We start from the raw sequence: 19,270 nt of genomic DNA on the forward strand, positions 1-19,270 counted from the left end.
TGAATATTCCGAACTGTCCGGATGACAAACCGAAGAATTTAATCGGCTTGTTGATTTTTCTCATGGTTCTCATGACTCAGATAATCAGGAAGGCAACCATAATCACTACAACAGCAATGATCCATCCTAAAAGGTATTCCTTGGCGTGCGGGTTATTGGTTGCAAGGGAGTAAATAACGAATACCAGCGCAATACCCAAAACGGCAGCAAGTATGTATTTTGCCACATCCAGAATCGTGTCCGCTCCTTCCTTGGCGGTGTCTGTCACTTCCGAAAGACTGCTTATCTTAAGGCCGCTTTGTGCTTCAATCTCAATCGGGGCAGCAACCATGAACAGAAACATAAGCCCTAATGCCCACTTGCTTACACTGTTGTTTACCTTCTCAAATCTCTTTTTTAATTGCTTCAGTACTTCCATAATTCTTCAATTTTAAAGTTTATACATGTATTGTTTTGATCATATTCCATTGCACATTTTCAAATTTTATGAACTTATCCATTTCTGTATCATCCGTTTTCCCTTTTGTCTCCTCCGGTTTTTTCCCACTGTAGTAGTAGGTCCTGCCGTCAAGGAACATGTCCGCTATCTCCTTTGCCAGGTCATCTTCCTCAGTATTCTCAACCTGGAAGATTACCCTGATAACCGGTGCATTCTCCTGTATTTTCTCTCTTTTGTCACTTGCTGCTCCTGGTATTTGATCTTTATTCTCGTTTCGGCTTTCTTTCATGCCTTTCCTTTTAGTCGCAAAATGATAGATACCAAGTGAGAAGACAATGAGTATAATAACATCTGCTATGCTCATACCAAAGACCATATTAATAACCAGACAACCAATGCTACTATATAGGTGATAATAGCCTCCTTTGTTTTTTCATGATTGGTTATCAGCTTTTTAAGTACAGATAAACCTGCACAAACAAAGCCAATGCCAACCAGCATTGCACCTACTTCACGGTACAACGATATCAGGCCGGATACATCTGTACTGGCTTGCAATAAGACAAAAAGTAACATGGCTCTTATTTATAAAGAAGAATCTTCAATCCCGCATTCCATACCGTGTTCCATTCCTTTATAGACAACGGGCTCCACATCTCTTTTATTCCGACGATGATTGCGAGTTTTGGCAATATGAAAAATTCCACTTCAGTCCCGATTTCCGGACCTACGATAAACTGATATTCTTCTGATGGATGTTTGGTGTATTCTGTTCCCAGAAAACAACCAATACCTATATTCCAGTAAATTGATTTAAGATTGCTGACTATTGTGCGGTTATAACTGCCATTTATAAACCAGTTCCGTGCTGTCTCTTCCCGCTCCCGGCTCTGCATGGCAGTCATTTTCCCTAGGGACTGGCTCGCGTCTGTATTGACCGAATACTCGAAACTATTTTCAAAATAATTCAATCCTGCTTTCCAGTAGGATGTCCTGTCAATGTATTTAGAGAATGATATATTTGCTGCCTTATCGGCTTTCCCGAATATGTTGGTGCCATAACTTCCTTCTAAAGCTGAAATCCTCTTATAGTGTCTCTGTGCTTTGACCATACTGTCTCCCGCGAATAGGAGGAGAATCAGTATTACGATTTTCATGTTGCTGTACATAGTGCTTTCTGTTTTTAAAGTTAATATTATCTAGTTTCTTATTTTTATGTTTTATCATATTCTAATTTAGTAATTGTATCGAATTTCGTCCAATCTGTTACAAAAATTGTTTGATTTTGTCCAAACATATAGATAATATGCGTAACTGCAAATAAAATGATTTTTTAATTTCAGCGGTATGTCGTTTTATTAATCTAGTTTCATTTTTTCCTATGATGTAAAACATATAATGGCTAGACAATAAAAAAAGGCAGGATACCGGTTGTGTAAAAGTATCCTGCCCTTTCCATGGGGTTATCTGAAGATCTTTTTTCTAGCTTTGCTGAGAGCCTGAGGGGTTATTCCGATGTATCTCGCTATCTCTTTTAACGGCACATGCTTAAAAAGCCATTTTTCTTTATTTAGTACCTTTTCATACCTTTGGTGTGCGGTCATACAATGTATTCCTTCCTCTCTTTCTATTTTGTGCATGAGAGACTTTTCAAGGTGGAAAATAGTGAGCTTACAGAAATTGAAGGATTCAGCGAACATTTCAAAAGCTCTGTGCTTTTTCATTCGCCATACCTTACAGTCTGTATTCGCTTTTATGCTGTAACAGGCTTTGTGTTCTGGATTGTGCAGGAAAAAAGGATTTATGAATGCCCTGTCATCCATAAACCTTGCATTTATAAACCCACCTTTGGAATCCGGAAAGCAGATGTTCAGGATTCCTTTTTCCAGGTAATAGAAATGTTCCACCAGTTCATCTTTAGTAATCAGATAATGTCCTTTCTTCAAATGAAAAGATTCGAAATTCTTTTCAAAATACTCTTTTTCCTCCTGTGTGAAACAGATGTGTTCTTGAAGCCCCATCTTCTTGATGGTCTCATCAATAAGTCTAGTTATTTGTGTCGGTGCCATAAATTTATGTAATGGCACGGTTCCGCCTTGCCAAACGAGGGAGTGGTGTGGCCCTTATAAAGCACTGCTTCCCCGCGCCGCATTATCCGGTACGGGTTCGCAGCTGCTTTATAGTTTAACTTCTGACACCACTCTTCCGTTTGGCAGCTGTATGTATGTAAAAAAACGGACTCCCATTTTTCATGGAAATCCGTTGCAAATTTATGAAAAGTTATTCATTAATACTTTATCTAGGCCTAATATCTGCCATATTTATAGTATAATTTTCTTTAGGCGGCATTTTCATAACATTAATATAAATGTTTCTGTATATCTCAGTCTTCAGTTCTTTGTCGGCATCGCTGTATGCCCATTCTGTAAACTCCTCATTAAAGTTACCGCTGCCGAATACGAAGCAATCTTTATATTTATAGGTCTCATATACTTGCACACCCTTTTTCTTTAAGAAGGCATCTTTTAGCCCTTCATAATATTTGGAGGTTATTATAGCCTTTGCTTTTTCATCGAAGTATTTGAGCGTTTCTTCGGAAAATCTGAATTTGATACTATATGCCCATTTCTCATTTTCCCTTTTAACAAATTCGTATTCGAACCTCGTTTGTGTCAGATTCTTGTTAATTGCGTTTAGTGTTGTAACCACCTTTTTCTTGCGGTCATGGTTATTAGCGATGTTAATGTCAAAATGCCTGGCTAATTCATCTACGGTCATAGTGAACTCGGGCTCCTGACCGGCTTGAATCTTGTGCTTGATAAGAAAAATCATTTTTGATAAATTCAGATAGAATTTCCTGTAAGACCTTTTGTTTGGCAGATTCCTATAATCCTTCAGGTCTATCAGGTTATATCCGGTAAACATCAGATTCTTCAGCTCTTTGCTCAGGTTGACCTTATACATTCGTTTGGTCTTTTTCTTTGTCCCAAAATTGTCCTTAATGTCGAAGCTTTCCAAGATAGGGATAAATTTGTATCTTGTGGCTCCATTGACATTATAGGCTACACTGAGTGTATTCTTCCCTAAACTGAATAAGGCGGATTCAAAAAAAGTCTCTATGGGGTGCTCTATCTGTTCACCCGCATATTCGGTCTTATAGACTGGTTTAATTGCGCCAAATGTTTTCGCTTTTTGTTCTTCGGTCAATTTACGCTGGAGCTTTGTCCTCTCATACCCCATTACAGTGCAGAAGTCTTCCATTGAAAACCAAGTTTCACCAAACAAGTCCTTCATTTGTGTATTGGCGGCAAAAATTATAATATCATGCATGATTGTTCCTCCTGATTCAATCAGCAGATCAAGATTATCACCATTGTAGGGCTCGCTAAGTGTGCGTGGTACCCTGCTTAATTCTTTATATTGTTCAGATTCAGCCATCATTTTCGCCATTTGTTCGCAAATATAGCGATTTTCTATTCATTTAGTGTATTATTTATACACTAAATAGCTAATAATGAAATAAATCATTCGTCCAGATGTGTAAAAGTGTCCCAGTTGCTCTTTTCTATTCGTACAATAAAAATTATGCCACAAAAGGGACAGTTACAAAAATTAACATAAAGTTTTTGCCTGGCTTTTATACAAAGTATTTCCATTAGTTGTGTAAAACCGTCCTAAAACGATGGTTTTATGCCTTCCCAGATGTGTAAAAGTGTCCTGATTGCTTCTTCCAGATGTGTAAAAGTGTCCTGATTGTTTCTTCCAGATGTGTAAAAGTGTCCTGATTGCTTCTTCCAGATGTGTAAAAGTGTCCCAGTTGCTTTTCCCAGTTGTGTAAAAGTGTCCCGATTTCGAAGCCAGATGTGTAAAAGTGTCCCATCCTTAGTTTTGCGTTTATTCCCCGAAAGCCTTTCCCCAAGCGGTATCTACAGTTTTTCTGTTTTTGCCAGATGTGTAAAAGTGTCCCACATATTCATAATACCCTAAAAACCTAAATAAAGAAATGCTTCGACTTGTGTAAACATACTTTCGGAAAAATATTATCGGGTTAAATGCTGAATTATTTACATATATTAACTATTCTGCTTTGGCGATATAAAAATTAGGGCACTTTCCCGCAGTTGTGTAAAAGTGTCCCACTTACCCCAGATTTCACTAATAGTTGTGCAAAAGCGTCCGGGTTATATAATCATCAGTTTATGCTACCTCATATGTTCATCTATGACATGTGCGGTTATGTTTAAGTTAAAAAAAACGGGTAAAACAGGATTCTTATACTCCTGCTTTACCCATTACCTGGCTTTTGATTCTGTAACAGATTCAAAATACTATAAACTCATATATTTCTTAACTGCCGCTTGAATTTCTTTATTGTATTTTTCAAATGCTATTTCCAGAATATTAGTTGCCAATACGTGCATACTTACATCCGATACATTGGCAAGTCTCTTCAGTTTAGCATGTGTTTCTTTTGATATGCGGATCATCTCCACTTCTTTTATTTTCCTTTCCTGGAATAATAAACTGTACTCTTCCTTTCGAGTGCAAGACTTGTTCTTTTCCTTATCCTCTTGTTCGTCCTTGTTCTTTTTTTCCGAAAGTACGTTTTCTTCAGGTTTGATAACTTCTTTTACTTCCTGTGGTTGCTCTTCGCCATTCTGTTTTGTCTGCTCTGCTTCCACAGTTATTGTAGGAGCCACGTTTTCTGTTTCCTTTATTTCCTTTTCCATCTTGGATGCATTAGCCAAGAGCTTGCTCATGCCGATTGAAGTTGTTTTATTTCCCATGTTACTCCTCCTCTATATGTTTGCTGATTAATTCTATAACTTCCTCACAAAACTGGTCACACGGATGATGGTAATTACTGCTCAACGTTGACAAGTTCCTCTGATAATCTACTCTTGAATCTTTTATAAAGCTTTCCATGAGCTGGAAAGGAAGGTTTTCCTTTTTACTGACTAACTCTTTGAACTCAATGACATTCGTCATTACCCTATTCATTACACCTCTTACAGTTGTCTTTAAGCCATTTTCTTTTCTTGCCTTTATTATATTTTTATACACATTATCGTAGAAATATAGTGTTGCGCTTAAATCCGTATTGTTTGGTTCAAAAGGCATGATTACGATGTCTATGAAATGCAAAGCCTCTACTACTCCGTTTTGCTTAAGATTACCCGGGAAATCTACTAATATGACATCAAAACTTTCCTTCAGCATATCAAGCTGATTGATAAACTCTGAAGAAGATATATTCATCACTTCATATTCTTCCTTCAGGTTATTGCTTTCATCACTTTCTGACTGACGTAGCCTTCCCATTGTATTCTGCATGTCGTCTATATCTACAACCCCAATATTAATGCCATCCTCGCCCATTGAGTGTACGTAACCGGCAAATAACGCAGTAAGGGTTGACTTTCCTACCCCACCTTTGGGGTTCTCAAAAGCTAAAGTAATACCAGGTAATTTTTTTCCCATATGCTATTAAATTATGTTCTTTTGCAAATATATACTTTATAAATTACTTATGCAAGAAATCACATTATTTATTACTTGAAAAAGTAAGATATTTATTACTAACGTAAGATATTAATAAATAACATATAAACTATATTATGATATTAACAACATAAGAAAATGTGTTATAAAGTAAGTAAGTAATAAAGTAATAATGTAATAATGTAATAATGTAACATTGTTACTAATGATACAAAGTAATGATGTAATAAATAAACGTATGTAATATTGTATATATGTAACATATGTTATTCTGTTATATATTTACATTTGTTGCAGAATTACTTATTATGTCCTTGATTTTTTAATCCAGATTAATTAAATCAATAAAATCCCCGGGGGTTATTGCTTATCATAATTATCTTGATTACTTTAGTACACGCAAGGTATGTTTTTGTATATACAAAAACGCCTTGCATCAACCGAGTTGATGTATTCAGCTCGTTTTACTCACACATTTATGGTTAGTATTATGAACGATAAACGTACCGAATCTTTTATATTGAGATTGACAGAAAAGGAAAAAGAGATGCTTGTTTCTTTGGCTAATGAACATGATATGAGTATATCTTCTTATTTGCGAAATATGGCATTTAAAGGTTCTGCTGTTACCAAAACCGATATTCAGACCGTTATAGAATTAAAGAGAATAGGGAACAATATCAATCAGATTGCTAAACAAATTAATATGATTCCTCATGAAGATAATATAAAACTTTATCTTCAGGAACTGCATGATTTTTTGAATATGGTATCTGAAATAACCAAAAAACTTGTTTGAAATGATTGCTAAAATTGAACCGGCTTTTTCATCCATTTCAACATTAAGCAGAAAAATAGATTATCAGTTGGAGAAGATTTCTTCTGGTGAAGCAAAAGAATTATTCAACTCTACGGGTGATTCTTTATCTTCTTTTTCTGATTATATGTTTCTTTTCTCTTCGCTTAATGACAGGGTGAAATTACCTTATTCTGAAATCACCTTGAATCTTTCACCTGGAGAAAGATTGTCTGAGGCTAATTGGATTAATCTCTCTAAAGAATATATGGAGAAGATGGGTTATGGGAACTGTTGTTACTCCATTATTTTAAATAAAGACAAGGAACACTCTCATGTCCATATATTACACAGTCGCATAGATTCAGAAGGTAAATCCGTATCAAATTCTTTGGATTACAAACGCTCTGAGAAGTTAGCACGGGAACTTGAAAAGAAATATAATCTTGTCAGCCTTAAAGAAAACGAAAGAACTAAAGAACGATTATCCTCAATATCCGGACAGCGCTACTATTTTGATAATGCTTTGAAAAAAGCACTCAGAAATTATGCTGTTAAAGAAAGGGTGATGCATATTTTATCTTCTTCAGGTGCAGCTGAACTGCTTGGTGACAGATTACAAAAATCAAAGCTGAGCAATGAAGAATGGATGTCAGTTCTTGGCAATCATGAATATGATTCAATTCTTTCTATCCTTAAAAAAGGTGGCTTCCTGAAATCTTTATATAAGGATGATCTTTTATCCAGACTTGATAAAGCTTTTGCTTCAAGTACCACCTTTCAGGAGTTCAGGGCCAATTTGCAGAAGGAGGGAGTGTATATGCGTCTTACAAGTAAGAAAGACAAGTCCTATTATGTTTATGGCCTGTCTGAAGATTCATTTTATATTAAGGATACATCCTTGCCTCAGAAATTCAGATATGGATATATGAACTTTGATGCAAAGTCAATGTCATACGATGAACAGAAACATTACCTGTTCAATAAACTGAATCTGATATTGGATAAATCAGATTCTTATGATGAATTTAAGCGTTTATTGAAAGAATCTGGTATCGGTATAAAGGAACATGTGAATAGTAAAGGCATATATGGACTTACTTATTCCGTCATGGATACAGATATTCCATTTGAATTTAAGGCTTCCGATATATCTCGCAAATTTACCTATACTAATATTCAGAGTCATTTCTCCAGTGAACCGTTGTTGCATGACAACACGATTCACAGAGTAGGGGAGTGGCGAGAGTCTTTAGAACGCGATAATGAGTATATGTCACATTCTGCTCTTCCTTTTATACCGGATATTGATATTACCGGCGGTAGCAGGAAAAATAGAGAAGATGATCTTCCGCCTTTGAAACGGAAAAAGAAACATAAAAATAATGATTTGTCACTTTAAAAATATCAAATATGAATTTCCAGTCGCTTTTCAAAGAATATACTCCAGTAGAGTATGGTGATTTTTTTCGCCTTTATAGAATCAACAATAGGGGTTATGTCATTTACTGTAATGAAAATAACGTAATTTGCTGTATGGTATTATACGGTTTTACGGATATTTCGGTTATTATGCTGGCTGAATTACTGAAGGTTAATTTAGAAGAATTGGAAGATTGCGAAGAGTTTTCCCTGCCTGTTCGTTGCAGCAGACAACAAATAATAGATTATTTGTTTGATGTTTCGGCAAAAGAAACAAATGTGAAACTAAAACATGTATCTGGACTGCATGGCTATTTGCTCAAATCTATACATCAGGATAAATCTGGGCTGGATGCCTATCGCAACCTTTTTCAATTTGATCCCGTTAAGGGAACTACAAGACTTTTGTTTGACGATAATCAGTGCCTGGCTTCAATACGCACAGATAAGTCTGGTTCTGTATATCTCTGCTGGAATCCTGTCTTGTTCTTTGGTCTGGATAAATCCGGTGACCCCGACTCAACAGGGTATTTACTTGCTTCATCTTCAACTTTGCTGATTGATTATGTTTTGTCAAAAATATCTTGTGATAGAGATATAATAGTAATGGCTGGTAGCAATTATTTAGAGGCTCTGCTTTTTATTTCTTCTTTCGTTACCTCACAAGATCTTTCTTATAAATTATCTGTTTGTTATGATGATATGAATGTGACCATTCAGTTCTTGAACTGGCCTACTCCTCAAAAGATTATTAATTTTATCTCACAGCTTAATAAGCATATCCCTAACGGTTATGAAAAGCTTTCGTGTGTTATGGTAAATAAGAAAATATATTTGCAGGTTCCGGCTATCCGTTCTTATTTAAAACCGTTGCTTTACTTATACTATGATTTGTTGTGTGATGGCTCTTTAAAATTGTCATTATTGAAATCTGATGCTTCCTAATTATTATCTTTGTGCCCATTTTAATGCATTTATTATAAACCTTTATAAATAGCTATATGACAAAATCTGAATTGGTTAAACAAATATCTTATTCTACTGGTATTGATTACGCAACAGCATTAACAGTAGTAGAGGCATTCATGTCTGAAGTAAAATCTTCATTGGCAAATCAGGAACCTGTCTTTCTAAGAGGCTTCGGCAGCTTTATCCTGAAGCATAGGGCAGAGAAAACCGCTCGCAATATTTCCAGAAACACTACAGTAATTGTACCGGAACATGATATACCAGCTTTCAAACCTGCCAAAGAGTTTGTCGCTTCAATAAGTAAATTGAAAAATATTTAATAGGGACGGTTTTACACAACTATCCATTTATCTGTATCACAACTATCTGTAGAGGTGTATGATTAGGATAAAATTACACAACTAACTTATTCTATGTTATTTTTGAATTTGTAACATAATCAAAATATGAAAGATCAACTTGCTTTATTACGAAAATGCGTCGTAAATCAAATACCGGCAACTGTATTTCAAGGTGACGATACCTGTACGGTAGAAGTATTGGAGGCAGCCATTGAAATCTACAGAAGGCATGGCGCTTCTCGCGAGTTTCTGTATGACTTCCAGAATGTAATTGAAGATGTTAAAGCTTATCAGAGACAGAATCCCCACAGATTAAAACTGGCTGATATGACTGAGGTTGAGAAAGAACTTCTTCGTAAGGAAATGCTGGAGAAAGGACTACTTGGATGAGTATAAAACTTACCATGTATTCTGCTGACCTGAGCAGCGAACTGCCATTGCCGTTTGCAGATCAGGGTGTGAGAGCTGGATTTCCTTCACCGGCTCAGGACTACATGACTGACAGCATAGACCTGAACCGGGAGCTCATACGCCATCCGGCCACAACATTCTATGCCCGTGCTTCCGGAGATTCCATGAAGGACTGTGGTATCGATGATGGTGACCTGCTTGTCATAGACAAAGCCCTGGAGCCTCAGGACGGAGACATCGTTGTGGCTTTCATCGATGGAGAGTTCACGCTTAAAACGGTGCGCTTTGACGATAATGAGAAATGTATCTGGCTCGTTCCGGCCAACGAGGAATACACTCCGATTAAGATTACAGAGGAGAACAACTTCCTGATATGGGGAGTTCTTACCTACAACATAAAAAGACAGCTTAGAAAAGGCAGATGATAGCCCTTGTTGATTGCAATAACTTCTACTGCTCATGCGAGCGCGTGTTCAATCCGCTGCTTCGTGACAAACCTGTCGTTGTTCTCTCGAACAATGACGGCTGTGTCGTGGCCAGAAGTAATGAAGTTAAGGCGATGGGCATCAAGATGGGTACACCACTGTATCAAATCCGTGACATCTTGGAGGCAAACAATGTGGCTGTTTTCAGTTCCAATTACAATCTGTATGGTGACATGAGCCGCCGGGTTATGATGCTGCTGTCCGAGTTCACGCCCGAACTGACCCAATATTCTATAGATGAAGCGTTCCTGGATCTCTCCGGCTTCGGAGAAGGGGAGAAGCTGGTTTCCTACGGCCGGAAGATTGTAAAGGCCATCGGAAAGGGTACTGGCATCCCGGTTACAATGGGCATTGCACCGACAAAGACTCTGGCGAAGGTGGCAAGCCGCTACGGAAAGAAGTACAAGGGATATCAGGGTGTATGCATGATTGATTCTGAGGAAAAGCGCATCAAGGCACTGCAGGGCTTCGAAATTGGCGATGTCTGGGGTATCGGTCATCGGAGCTTGGATAAGATGCGCTATTACGGTATAAATACCGCCTTAGATTTCACTCAGAAAAGCGAGAGTTTTGTGCGAAAATTGCTTACAATAACCGGTGTACGTACTTGGAAGGAGCTTCGTGGTGAATCCTGTATCGATGTCGAGGAACTGCCGCAGAAAAAGAGTATCTGTACCAGCCGAAGTTTCCCTGACTCCGGCCTGTCCGAACTCTCCAGCTTAGAGGAAGCTGTCGCCAACTTTTCTTCCGAATGTGTCCGTAAGCTCCGTATGCAGCACAGCTGCTGTACGGAGATAACAGTCTTCGCCTATACCAGCCGTTTCCGTCTGGATTTACCACAAAACTGCATCAACCGCACCATCCACTTGCAGGTTCCGACCAACGACCTTCAGGAACTTGTAAGCACCGCAGTCCGGGCAATCCGCATGGATTTCCGCATAGAGGGTGGTTACCACTACAAGAAAGCCGGTGTCATTGTCTGGAACATAGTTTCTGACTCTGCCATCCAGACTAACCTGTTCGATACCATAGACCGTGATAAACAGTCGCGCCTGGCCGCTGCCATAGATGCCATCAACCGCAAGAACGGCCACAACACCATAAAGGTAGCTGTCCAGGGTACTACAGACAAGTCGTGGCACCTTAAATGCGAACACATCAGCAAGCAGTACACCACCAACCTCGATGATGTCATTATTGTGAAGTAAGGAAGGTAAGTTATTGATAATAGATGATTTATGTCATAAATAAAACGATAAATCAATAATAAGAGTTACATTTGTAGAAAATCTCTAAGAACAGTAATTTATCTTTTAAATTTAAATATGATGAATGAGTCACAATTTAACAAATATATATCCAAAATAGATACTACTTTTTTTAAAAAACTGTGTTTAGAAAAAGGAACACTAAAATCCTATAATAAAGGAGACTATATTTCTAGAGAAGGGGATATTTTCCCTTATTGGGGATATATTGAATCAGGTATTATAAAATATACATGCTATAATGCAACTGAAAAAAAAGAATATAATACAGGATTCTCTTTTGAAGGTGAATTTGTGGCTGATTATCCAACTTGTCTTTATAATCTTGAATCTGAAATATCTATTTGTGCATTAACGGATTGTAAAATTCTCATTTGTCATTCTAATGTATTAATAAAAGAATTTGAAAATAGTTTTGATGCAGTTTATATTGCTAGAATAGCAGCAGAACAAATGTTTTTTCAAACCTATTCACGATATGCTGACTTCTATAGATTAACTCCTGAAGAAAGATACAAACAGCTTCTTAAAAGAAGTCCTTATTTGTTCCAACTTATTCCTTTAAAAGAAATTGCATCTTATCTTAAAATAACTCCAACACATATGAGTAGAATAAGGAAAGCAATAACTATGAGCAAGTAAATCTCAACATATGTTGAAATTTACTTGCTATAAAGAGATAAAAGCATCACAAGATTCTTTTTATAGAAATTTCATATTGTATTTTTGAGAGAAAAAATGCAATATAGATAAAGAAACTGTGCTTTATATTTTGCAGAGCTTGCCATAATAAATAGACTTAAGTTTCGCAAGTAAAGTGTAGCTCCTCAGGCGGCTGGTGTCAGCCTGTCGAAAGCCTGCTTTACTGCTTTGATTTGTTTATCGTTTGATATTACTTGTTCTGTCAGAACCATTGCATCACAGTTAAGTACCTCGGCAATGACGTTTATAACTTCTACGATCAGCAGCCAAATTTTTTCGGCTACTGAAAGTTCAACAGAGTTCTTTGAAATTTCAGCAAAGAGTCCTCCGATAGTTTCGTATGACTCATTGCGTTTGACATAACTGAGTATATTGTACTGTAGTACGCACAATAATATGCCTGCAATCTGTCCGGCGAAGTCTCTGCACTGGTTCTTTCCGAGTTTGAGGTTTTGCTTCATCTCTTTATGAGCCACTTCGATAACCCATCTTCTTGAATAAAGTCTGAAGGCTTCTTTTACATCAAGTTTAAGATCAGAGGTAAGCAGAGCATTCCAATTGCCGTTCTTACCTCTTCTGTAGAAGAGCAGACTGACCTTAATGCCGGAGATTTTAGCAGAGACAGTTGCTGTGTAGTAACCGATTGAGCGGCTATACTTTACGCTCTTGGATTTCTGGAGAGCCTTGATAAGCTCAGGCGCTGTCTTGTTTCCAAGATCTGTCTCATACTTGGTCTTGCCCATCTTTATCATTCCGATAAGGTGGCATCCAAAGTGCCTTGAGACTACGAACTTCAAAAGCTCAGAGCAGGTAAACCAGCTGTCAACAAGAAGATAATCGAAACGTACGCCCTCTATGATTGAGCGTTTGAGCATACTGATGGCCGTCTCAATCTTACTTGCAAAATACTCAGCGCTACGCCTGGCAATACGCTTATCCTCTGAGTGTTCCTTGCAGTAGCGAGCTTCCGTCTGTTTCTTGGATAAACCCTGTGGCTTATCGCTTCGTTTTCCTCCCTCTCCGCAATAAACATTGAAAATCAATGTTTTACAAAATAAGCACCCGATTTTACACCCAATAATGTAAAGTCGGGTGTTTTTGTATTATTTAGGAAAAACGCTGAGCGAAAAAGACATTTGATTCTGTAACATTCCACATGGTTTCGTATCTAAATGGAAAAAGAATAAAATGATGAAGAATTTAATTTGTAAAATCGGGCTGCTGTGTGCAGTGTTATTGGGAATCATAGATACGAGCTTTGCTCAATCTTTTTCTGTGCAACGTGTAGGTGATGGAAAACAAGCCATAATTCTGATTCCAGGTTTCGCGTGTTCTGGTGAGGTATGGAAACAGACGGTTGATAGCTTACAAAACAATTACAGTTGTTACATTCTAACGATGCCTGGATTTGCAGGTGTTCCTCCCGAGAAGAATCCGTCCTTTGATAGTTGGGCAAAACAAATTATTGAGTTTGTTCAAAAAGAAAATATAAAGAAGCCTATACTTATAGGTCATAGTATGGGTGGTGGCTTAGCTCTTTATATAGCATCAAACCAGCCAAATTTAGCCAAAGGCATTGTCGTTGTAGATGCACTCCCTTGTTTGGAGGCTCTTTATAATCCCGATTTTCAGACTAAAAAGATTGCTCCCGAAGAGTTTGACGAGTTTGAATCTCAAATGCGCAAGATAGGTGAGGAGCAATTTTACAGGCAAGCCTATATCAGCGCAACATCGCTTACGAGTGATTCGCTTCGGTATGACAATCTCGTCAAATGGAGCTTATCGTCTGACAGAACGACTTACGCCCATATGTATTATGAGTATTCCAACATAGATTTAAGACCCATTATATCATACATTTCCGTTCCAACATTAGTATTGTTGGAGTATCCTTTTAGGAAAATAGCTCCTATGGTTGAACAGCAGTTTGGCAATCTACCGAACATCCGGTTGGAATACGCGAATAAAGGACTGCATTTCATTATGTTTGATGACTGGGAATGGTATATACAACAGATTATGGACTTTTTAAATGACTGACTGTGAGTTTCGAGTATTTATATAAGGTCTATTGGGATAAGGTCTTCCGATTATGTATGGGCTATTTCAATGATTATTCTTTGGCGCAGGACTTGGCACAAGATGTGTTTGTCCGTGTGTGGCAATATCTTCCCACTTTTAAAGGTGAAGCGTCTGTAGGAACGTGGATTTTTCGTATTGCTACAAACATTTGTTTGCGCCAAAGAGAGCGTCAGAATAGTATTTCTCAAGCAGAAGTCCCATTGAACCTATTTGCTAACGAATCGAGCAACAACTCATTACAGGTGAAGGCCCTGTATAAAGCCATAGCCGAGCTTCCGGAAATGGATCGCTTGGTTATTTCACTTTATCTCGAAGAGTTGAAACAAGCGGAAATAGCTCAAATCACAGGCCTGTCGGAAGCAAATGTACGTGTAAAGATACACCGGATAAAATCCACATTAGCAAAAAAAATACGTAATAATGATGAATGATATAGATATAAAATCCTTATGGAAAGGACAGCAGGCACCTGTTGCAGATTTGTCTGTCATACGCAAAAAGATAAAACGTTTCAGATTACGCAGAATCGGAGAGGCTTATGCCGTCATTACGCTTATGATATTAGCCATTGTCTTTGGAGCGATTATCTGGATATGTTGGACACCCTTGCTGACGGTCACCAAAATGGGCATTATTTTGTTGTCCATAGGCTTTATGCTGCCGGCTTTATCCTACGGCAGACTTCTTCGGCTTTATTATGGACTGAAAATTGATAGTAACAATATTGACTATATAGATAATCTTTTAAGAATAAAAAAGCGAGAATACAGACAGCAGCATCTCATCTTGGACTTATATTTTTTCTTTTTGTCAATTGGTTTTGCACTCTATGGATATGAATATACATTTTTCCATTCGTTTTATTGGGGGATAATTGCCTATTCTATTCTGTTGCTGTGGATTGCTCTAAACTGGTTTGTGTTCCGACCGCGTATAATAAGAAAACGCAATCACAAGTTCTACGACTTTATGAGGTACATCGAAAGTCATAGGGAACAGCTATTAGAATAGGTATTGTCTTTGGGACAAACACATAAAAAGACAGATACATTCTCATTTACTCTGTTGGATGTTAAATTTGTAATGTAATGAAAACCGTGAGCCAACTATGCCACGTCTAAGTGAAAGCCGTAGGAAACCTTTGATGTGATGCATGTGTAACAATGGCATTCCACGTTATATGCGTGACTATGCTATCTCTTGCGTCAGTCAAAAAATTTCCTACGTTTTCACCTATAAGATAAACATAACGTTTCTTCTTCTTTTCTTATGTTGTGGAAAGAGTTACCCCAATTCGAATGCAAAATTAGTTTTCATTGATGTTTTGCATTATATAGAACGAATTATAACTTGAATCCTTTACTTTTTCTTGGCTCTTCCACCGTGTTACGTAACCCCTGCCGAAATTTCTCCCATTTTTCTTTGAACCATTCGCCAATTGGCTGCCTGTTTATGGTCAGTACCAGTTTGCTGTCATCGGTCGGATTCTTTTCTACCTTGAAAATATCATTCTTGATGTCAAACTTCCGCCTGTGTTCTTCGGAATAAATCCTGCCATTGCACCTGATAGCTTCTTTCTTTGTCAAAAGGTTCTCTATCATTTCTTTGGTGAAGCCGATGGCTGCGCACAGTTTCTCCATTCTCAGCATCTCCCTGAGCATCGGGAACCATTTAAACGCCTTTTCAAGAATAGCATTCAGCCGTGATATTTCCTTGTCTTTGGCTTCAAGCTCCTGATTGTGTATTCCCTGCAGATTGCGTATCTGCTTGCTGTGCTGTTCCTGCATGTGTTGTAGTTGGGCTTTTAGGTCATCAATTCCCTTATCCCGTTTAGCGATTTCCTGACGCAATTCTTCATTGGATAGTTCCAGTTTCTTCATTTTTCCGCTGCCGAAAAGAGTAAAGCCAAGCCTTTGTTTTGATTGAAATCAGAATGGAACACAAAACGTTTCCACCGCCTTCGGCGGCAGAAACGTTTTTAGTTACCTTTGCTGTAGGCATAAGAAGCAAGCCGGTTTTTTCTTGGGCTTTTAATCCCACAAAAGAGTATGGCTCCTTGTCCTGCGAATTGAAGATTGGTCGTTGGAGGCCGTATAGAAGAATGCTCATTGACAGGACATGGCTTATGCCTTTATCCATCAACAACAGTAACAATTATTATCATGGCAAAGAAAGCAAAAAAAGTCAAGACGGCCAAAGGTGCGGAACTTCGGATAGTCAATCCCGATGCGGCGGGGATAGACATCGCGGACGGTATCATGCAAGTTTGCGTCCCTGCCGACCGCTCCAAGGACAACAACCGCGCGTTTGGAGCGTATACATCCGACCTGCACGCCATCTCGGCATGGCTCAGAGAGTGTGGCATAAAGACAGTCGCAATGGAATCCACCGGGGTTTACTGGATACCGCTGTTCTGCCGTCTTCAGGAGGACGGGATGGATGTCGTATTGACCAACGCAAGGGACGTGAAGAACATAACGGAGAGGAAAACCGACGAGTCGGATGCCGAATGGCTGATGTTGCTGCACCAGTACGGGTTGCTCAAGGCAAGTTTCCAACCGCACAACGACGCCAAACGGATGAGGACACTCACCCGTCATCGTGACACCCTCTCCCGTGAGGCTTCAAGCATAGTCCTGCGTATGCAGAAAGCCATGCAGCAGATGAACATAAAACTTACGCTTGTCCTGTCTGACATTACGGGAAAATCCGGCATACGTATCATCGAGGCCATTCTTGCAGGTGAACGTGACCCCAAGAAACTTGCGGACTTGGCCGACATCCAGTGCAAGACTCCGAAAGAGGAAATAGCCAAGGCGCTTGAGGGCAACTGGGAAGAAGACCTCCTGTTTGTCCTCAGGCAAAACTATGACACTTTCAAGCATTTTTGCGCCCAACTTGACCGATGCGACACGGAACTGGAGAAACTTATGGAAAACTATCGCACGGAGGTTGCCGGAACAGGGCGTCCGTCATACAGTCCGACGAAAAAACGTTGTGACTATCACAAGCGTAAACGGAATGTAGGCTTCGATGTGGAAAGAAAGGCATATGACATGTGGGGAGTGAATGTCTTTGAGATACCCGGAATAAGCCACCTGACCGCACTTGGACTGATGAGTGAGTTGGGACACGACTTTACCCGGAAGTTTCCATCTTCCAAACAGTTTTGCTGTTGGTGCAACATCGCACCGAATACCAAAATATCAGGAGGGAAAAGAATATCAAGCCACGTGCCACACCGTCGGAACAATGTCGGATTGATTTTTAGAAGTATCGCTTCTTCTCTCGCCAATGCGAAGAACCAGTTGGGAAACTTCTACCGCAGGATACGTTCACGGGCCGGAGGTAAAGCCGCAGTCATTGCCACCGCCCACAAGGTCGCTGAGATATTCTTTGCCATGGTTGCAAACCAGACAACTTATAATCCGGAAAAAGTAGGTATAGACGAGAAAGTATTACTCGAAAAACGGATTGCGAGATACAAGCGTGAATTAGAACGGATTACAGGAATGCATATTGAAATAGGCAATGCATGTGTTCCATAGAAGAACCCACTCCGCTTACTATGACCGTAGCGGCATCGGTGGCTGCACCTTTGAGCTTGTCCGTGCGTATTTCCGATTTCACTTGACGGAGTTCCTGTTCGGCAAGATTTATCTGTTCTTCTTTGTGCCGCTTTGCAGCATCCATGTGTTGCAGTTCGGCTTTCTGCTTCTCTATGATAAAGTCGTTCCGTTCCAGATGTTCCTTGCCTGTTACAGCCTTTGACTGTCCACGCTCCATTAGCAGAATGTCGGATGCCAAACTCTGCATTTCGGTCATGTCCTCGTCATTAAGTTTGCGGCTCTTGCCTGTATCGTGGTTCATCCAGTCGAACACGATATGGGCATGGTAATTCGGTTTGAACCACCTTTCGCCTACTTGGAAACTCTCTATGTCCTCCGGTGCAGGCTGACCGTTCAGCCAATGCCCCTCGTCTTTGTGCAAGAAGATTTGAAGCGGAGTGATACCCCATCGTTTTTGGCACTCTTCGCCAAACCTACGCACATCTGCCAAAGTGGTGTCCGGTCTGACGAGCAAGACTCCCTCACGGATGGGTGAACATCCCGCTACCTTGATAATCTTGCCGTTCTTCCCTTTGCGTTCACGCTCCTTTTCCTGCATGGCACGGCCTGTCTTTTCCTTGACCATGCGTTTGATGTTCTCATAGTGCGTCTGCAATTCGGGACTTCCGAAATCCGGATTTATCCATTGTTCATTATCAGCCGTAAGGTTAGGCACGATGTAAATTTTGGACTTGCCGATGTTGCGCATATACTCGGCAGTCCTCCGGTTATGAGCCTCGCTTGATGCCACGTTGCAAGGCTTGATATGTATGCTTGATTTTGTTGCCATCTTTTCAATTTTTGATTCGGTTATTACTAATTTTGTTTGCTGTTTTCCGCTCATATCCGCAAGGGGTTCTTAGGGGTGCAACCCATAAGCGGAGTTTCCAAAGAGAGGGTCACTCTTTGGTCGGGTTGCACAGGGCTGAAAGCCCTTGCCGGGTTCTTAGGGCAGCGTCCTAAGCCCCTCTGGAGAGCCCACAACTACGAAAGCGAAGCGTGTAGTTATAGTGGGCTATAACCGGAAGCCTTTCGGTTTCTTGGGTAACGCATCATTCCTCTTTCTGACGGATTGCATTTGTTCTTTTCCATCCGCCATGCGTTTCTGCAAATACTCGTTCAGGTCTTTGCATCCTCTGTAGATTTGTGAAGCGTCCCGTATATGCTGGGTGCTGTCGTATTCCTTGCGGATTTGCTGAAGGGCTTCCATTCCTGCACGGTCATTGTCAAAAAAACAGTGGATTC

General features: G+C 39.5%; 21 protein-coding genes and 2 pseudogenes. 12 read left to right on the top strand and 11 right to left on the bottom strand.

Annotated elements, in window-relative coordinates; genetic code table 11:
- Positions 1 to 76: 76 nt before the first annotated feature.
- The 7 genes from B5F71_RS07940 to B5F71_RS07980 all read right to left on the bottom strand — a co-directional run bounded on the left by B5F71_RS07940 (position 77) and on the right by B5F71_RS07980 (position 5,920).
- The gene (locus B5F71_RS07940; RefSeq protein ID WP_087209086.1) at positions 77 to 409 is read right to left on the bottom strand and encodes a hypothetical protein; all 333 of its coding nucleotides are present in this window, start codon (positions 407 to 409) and stop codon (positions 77 to 79) included.
- 28 nt (positions 410 to 437) lie between these two features.
- Positions 438 to 803: a hypothetical protein gene (locus B5F71_RS07945; protein ID WP_087209033.1), complete on the bottom strand. Its 366-nt coding sequence runs from the start codon at positions 801 to 803 to the stop codon at positions 438 to 440.
- 217 nt (positions 804 to 1,020) lie between these two features.
- Positions 1,021 to 1,608, bottom strand: a complete 588-nt coding sequence (locus tag B5F71_RS07955; protein ID WP_087209039.1) for a hypothetical protein — start codon at positions 1,606 to 1,608, stop codon at positions 1,021 to 1,023.
- Positions 1,609 to 1,902: 294 nt separating this feature from the next.
- Positions 1,903 to 2,508, bottom strand: coding sequence for a Crp/Fnr family transcriptional regulator (locus B5F71_RS07960; protein ID WP_087209042.1), 606 nt, complete (start codon positions 2,506 to 2,508; stop codon positions 1,903 to 1,905).
- A 226-nt stretch (positions 2,509 to 2,734) separates the two neighbouring features.
- The gene (locus B5F71_RS07965; protein ID WP_241148576.1) at positions 2,735 to 3,880 is read right to left on the bottom strand and encodes a hypothetical protein; all 1,146 of its coding nucleotides are present in this window, start codon (positions 3,878 to 3,880) and stop codon (positions 2,735 to 2,737) included.
- Positions 3,881 to 4,767: 887 nt separating this feature from the next.
- Positions 4,768 to 5,226, bottom strand: a complete 459-nt coding sequence (locus B5F71_RS07975) for a DUF3408 domain-containing protein (RefSeq protein WP_087209049.1) — start codon at positions 5,224 to 5,226, stop codon at positions 4,768 to 4,770.
- 1 nt (position 5,227) lies between these two features.
- On the bottom strand, positions 5,228 to 5,920 hold the full coding sequence (locus tag B5F71_RS07980; RefSeq protein ID WP_087209053.1) for a ParA family protein: 693 nt from the start codon (positions 5,918 to 5,920) through the stop codon (positions 5,228 to 5,230).
- 511 nt (positions 5,921 to 6,431) lie between these two features.
- Here B5F71_RS07980 and mobC point away from each other — a divergent pair.
- The 8 genes from mobC to B5F71_RS08020 all read left to right on the top strand — a co-directional run bounded on the left by mobC (position 6,432) and on the right by B5F71_RS08020 (position 12,275).
- Positions 6,432 to 6,740 (top strand): plasmid mobilization relaxosome protein MobC, encoded by a 309-nt coding sequence (gene mobC / locus B5F71_RS07985; RefSeq protein ID WP_206423830.1) that lies wholly within the window; start codon positions 6,432 to 6,434, stop codon positions 6,738 to 6,740.
- Between the two features lies 1 nt (position 6,741).
- Entirely contained in the window at positions 6,742 to 8,139 is a 1,398-nt protein-coding gene (locus B5F71_RS07990) for a relaxase/mobilization nuclease domain-containing protein (RefSeq protein WP_087209056.1), read from the top strand.
- Positions 8,140 to 8,150: 11 nt separating this feature from the next.
- Positions 8,151 to 9,104, top strand: coding sequence for a hypothetical protein (locus B5F71_RS07995; protein WP_087209059.1), 954 nt, complete (start codon positions 8,151 to 8,153; stop codon positions 9,102 to 9,104).
- 56 nt (positions 9,105 to 9,160) lie between these two features.
- Positions 9,161 to 9,448 (top strand): HU family DNA-binding protein, encoded by a 288-nt coding sequence (locus tag B5F71_RS08000; protein ID WP_087209062.1) that lies wholly within the window; start codon positions 9,161 to 9,163, stop codon positions 9,446 to 9,448.
- 126 nt (positions 9,449 to 9,574) lie between these two features.
- On the top strand, positions 9,575 to 9,859 hold the full coding sequence (locus tag B5F71_RS08005) for a hypothetical protein (RefSeq protein ID WP_087209065.1): 285 nt from the start codon (positions 9,575 to 9,577) through the stop codon (positions 9,857 to 9,859).
- Positions 9,856 to 10,305, top strand: a complete 450-nt coding sequence (umuD, locus tag B5F71_RS08010; RefSeq protein ID WP_087209068.1) for a translesion error-prone DNA polymerase V autoproteolytic subunit — start codon at positions 9,856 to 9,858, stop codon at positions 10,303 to 10,305. The genes B5F71_RS08005 and umuD overlap by 4 nt, the downstream gene beginning before the upstream one ends.
- A complete protein-coding gene (locus B5F71_RS08015; protein ID WP_087209071.1) occupies positions 10,302 to 11,573 on the top strand; it encodes a Y-family DNA polymerase in 1,272 nt (423 codons plus the stop codon). Before umuD ends, B5F71_RS08015 begins: the two co-directional genes overlap by 4 nt.
- 117 nt (positions 11,574 to 11,690) lie before the next feature.
- Positions 11,691 to 12,275 (top strand): cyclic nucleotide-binding domain-containing protein, encoded by a 585-nt coding sequence (locus B5F71_RS08020; RefSeq protein ID WP_087209074.1) that lies wholly within the window; start codon positions 11,691 to 11,693, stop codon positions 12,273 to 12,275.
- 185 nt (positions 12,276 to 12,460) lie between these two features.
- Here the strand turns inward: B5F71_RS08020 and B5F71_RS08025 are convergent, their stop codons facing one another.
- On the bottom strand, positions 12,461 to 13,378 hold the full coding sequence (locus B5F71_RS08025) for a transposase (protein WP_241148577.1): 918 nt from the start codon (positions 13,376 to 13,378) through the stop codon (positions 12,461 to 12,463).
- A 145-nt stretch (positions 13,379 to 13,523) separates the two neighbouring features.
- Between B5F71_RS08025 and B5F71_RS08030 the strand changes: the two genes are divergently transcribed.
- Genes B5F71_RS08030 through B5F71_RS08040 form a run of 3 tightly spaced genes read left to right on the top strand, consistent with a single transcriptional unit; the run spans position 13,524 to position 15,428 of the window.
- Positions 13,524 to 14,375 (top strand): alpha/beta hydrolase, encoded by an 852-nt coding sequence (locus tag B5F71_RS08030; RefSeq protein ID WP_022455684.1) that lies wholly within the window; start codon positions 13,524 to 13,526, stop codon positions 14,373 to 14,375.
- A gap of 2 nt (positions 14,376 to 14,377) precedes the next feature.
- On the top strand, positions 14,378 to 14,848 hold the full coding sequence (locus B5F71_RS08035; protein WP_022455683.1) for a sigma-70 family RNA polymerase sigma factor: 471 nt from the start codon (positions 14,378 to 14,380) through the stop codon (positions 14,846 to 14,848).
- On the top strand, positions 14,838 to 15,428 hold the full coding sequence (locus tag B5F71_RS08040) for a hypothetical protein (protein WP_087209077.1): 591 nt from the start codon (positions 14,838 to 14,840) through the stop codon (positions 15,426 to 15,428). The genes B5F71_RS08035 and B5F71_RS08040 overlap by 11 nt, the downstream gene beginning before the upstream one ends.
- Before the next feature lie 332 nt (positions 15,429 to 15,760).
- Here B5F71_RS08040 and B5F71_RS08050 read toward each other — a convergent pair.
- Positions 15,761 to 16,327 (bottom strand): annotated as a pseudogene (locus tag B5F71_RS08050) (mobilization protein); the annotation flags it as partial.
- 252 nt (positions 16,328 to 16,579) lie between these two features.
- On the opposite strand from B5F71_RS08050, the gene B5F71_RS08060 reads away from it, so the two are divergent.
- Complete coding sequence (locus B5F71_RS08060; RefSeq protein WP_087209083.1) at positions 16,580 to 17,965, top strand: IS110 family transposase; 1,386 nt, start codon at positions 16,580 to 16,582, stop codon at positions 17,963 to 17,965.
- A 1-nt stretch (position 17,966) separates the two neighbouring features.
- Here the strand turns inward: B5F71_RS08060 and B5F71_RS08065 are convergent.
- Positions 17,967 to 18,815, bottom strand: a pseudogene (locus B5F71_RS08065) (mobilization protein); the annotation flags it as partial.
- Between the two features lie 225 nt (positions 18,816 to 19,040).
- The coding region (locus B5F71_RS08070) for a toprim domain-containing protein (protein WP_143269866.1) at positions 19,041 to 19,270 on the bottom strand (230 nt) is incomplete at its 5' end.

Source organism: Bacteroides sp. An269, assembly GCF_002159755.1.
In the GTDB taxonomy this organism is placed as follows: Bacteria; Bacteroidota; Bacteroidia; order Bacteroidales; family Bacteroidaceae; genus Phocaeicola; species Phocaeicola intestinalis.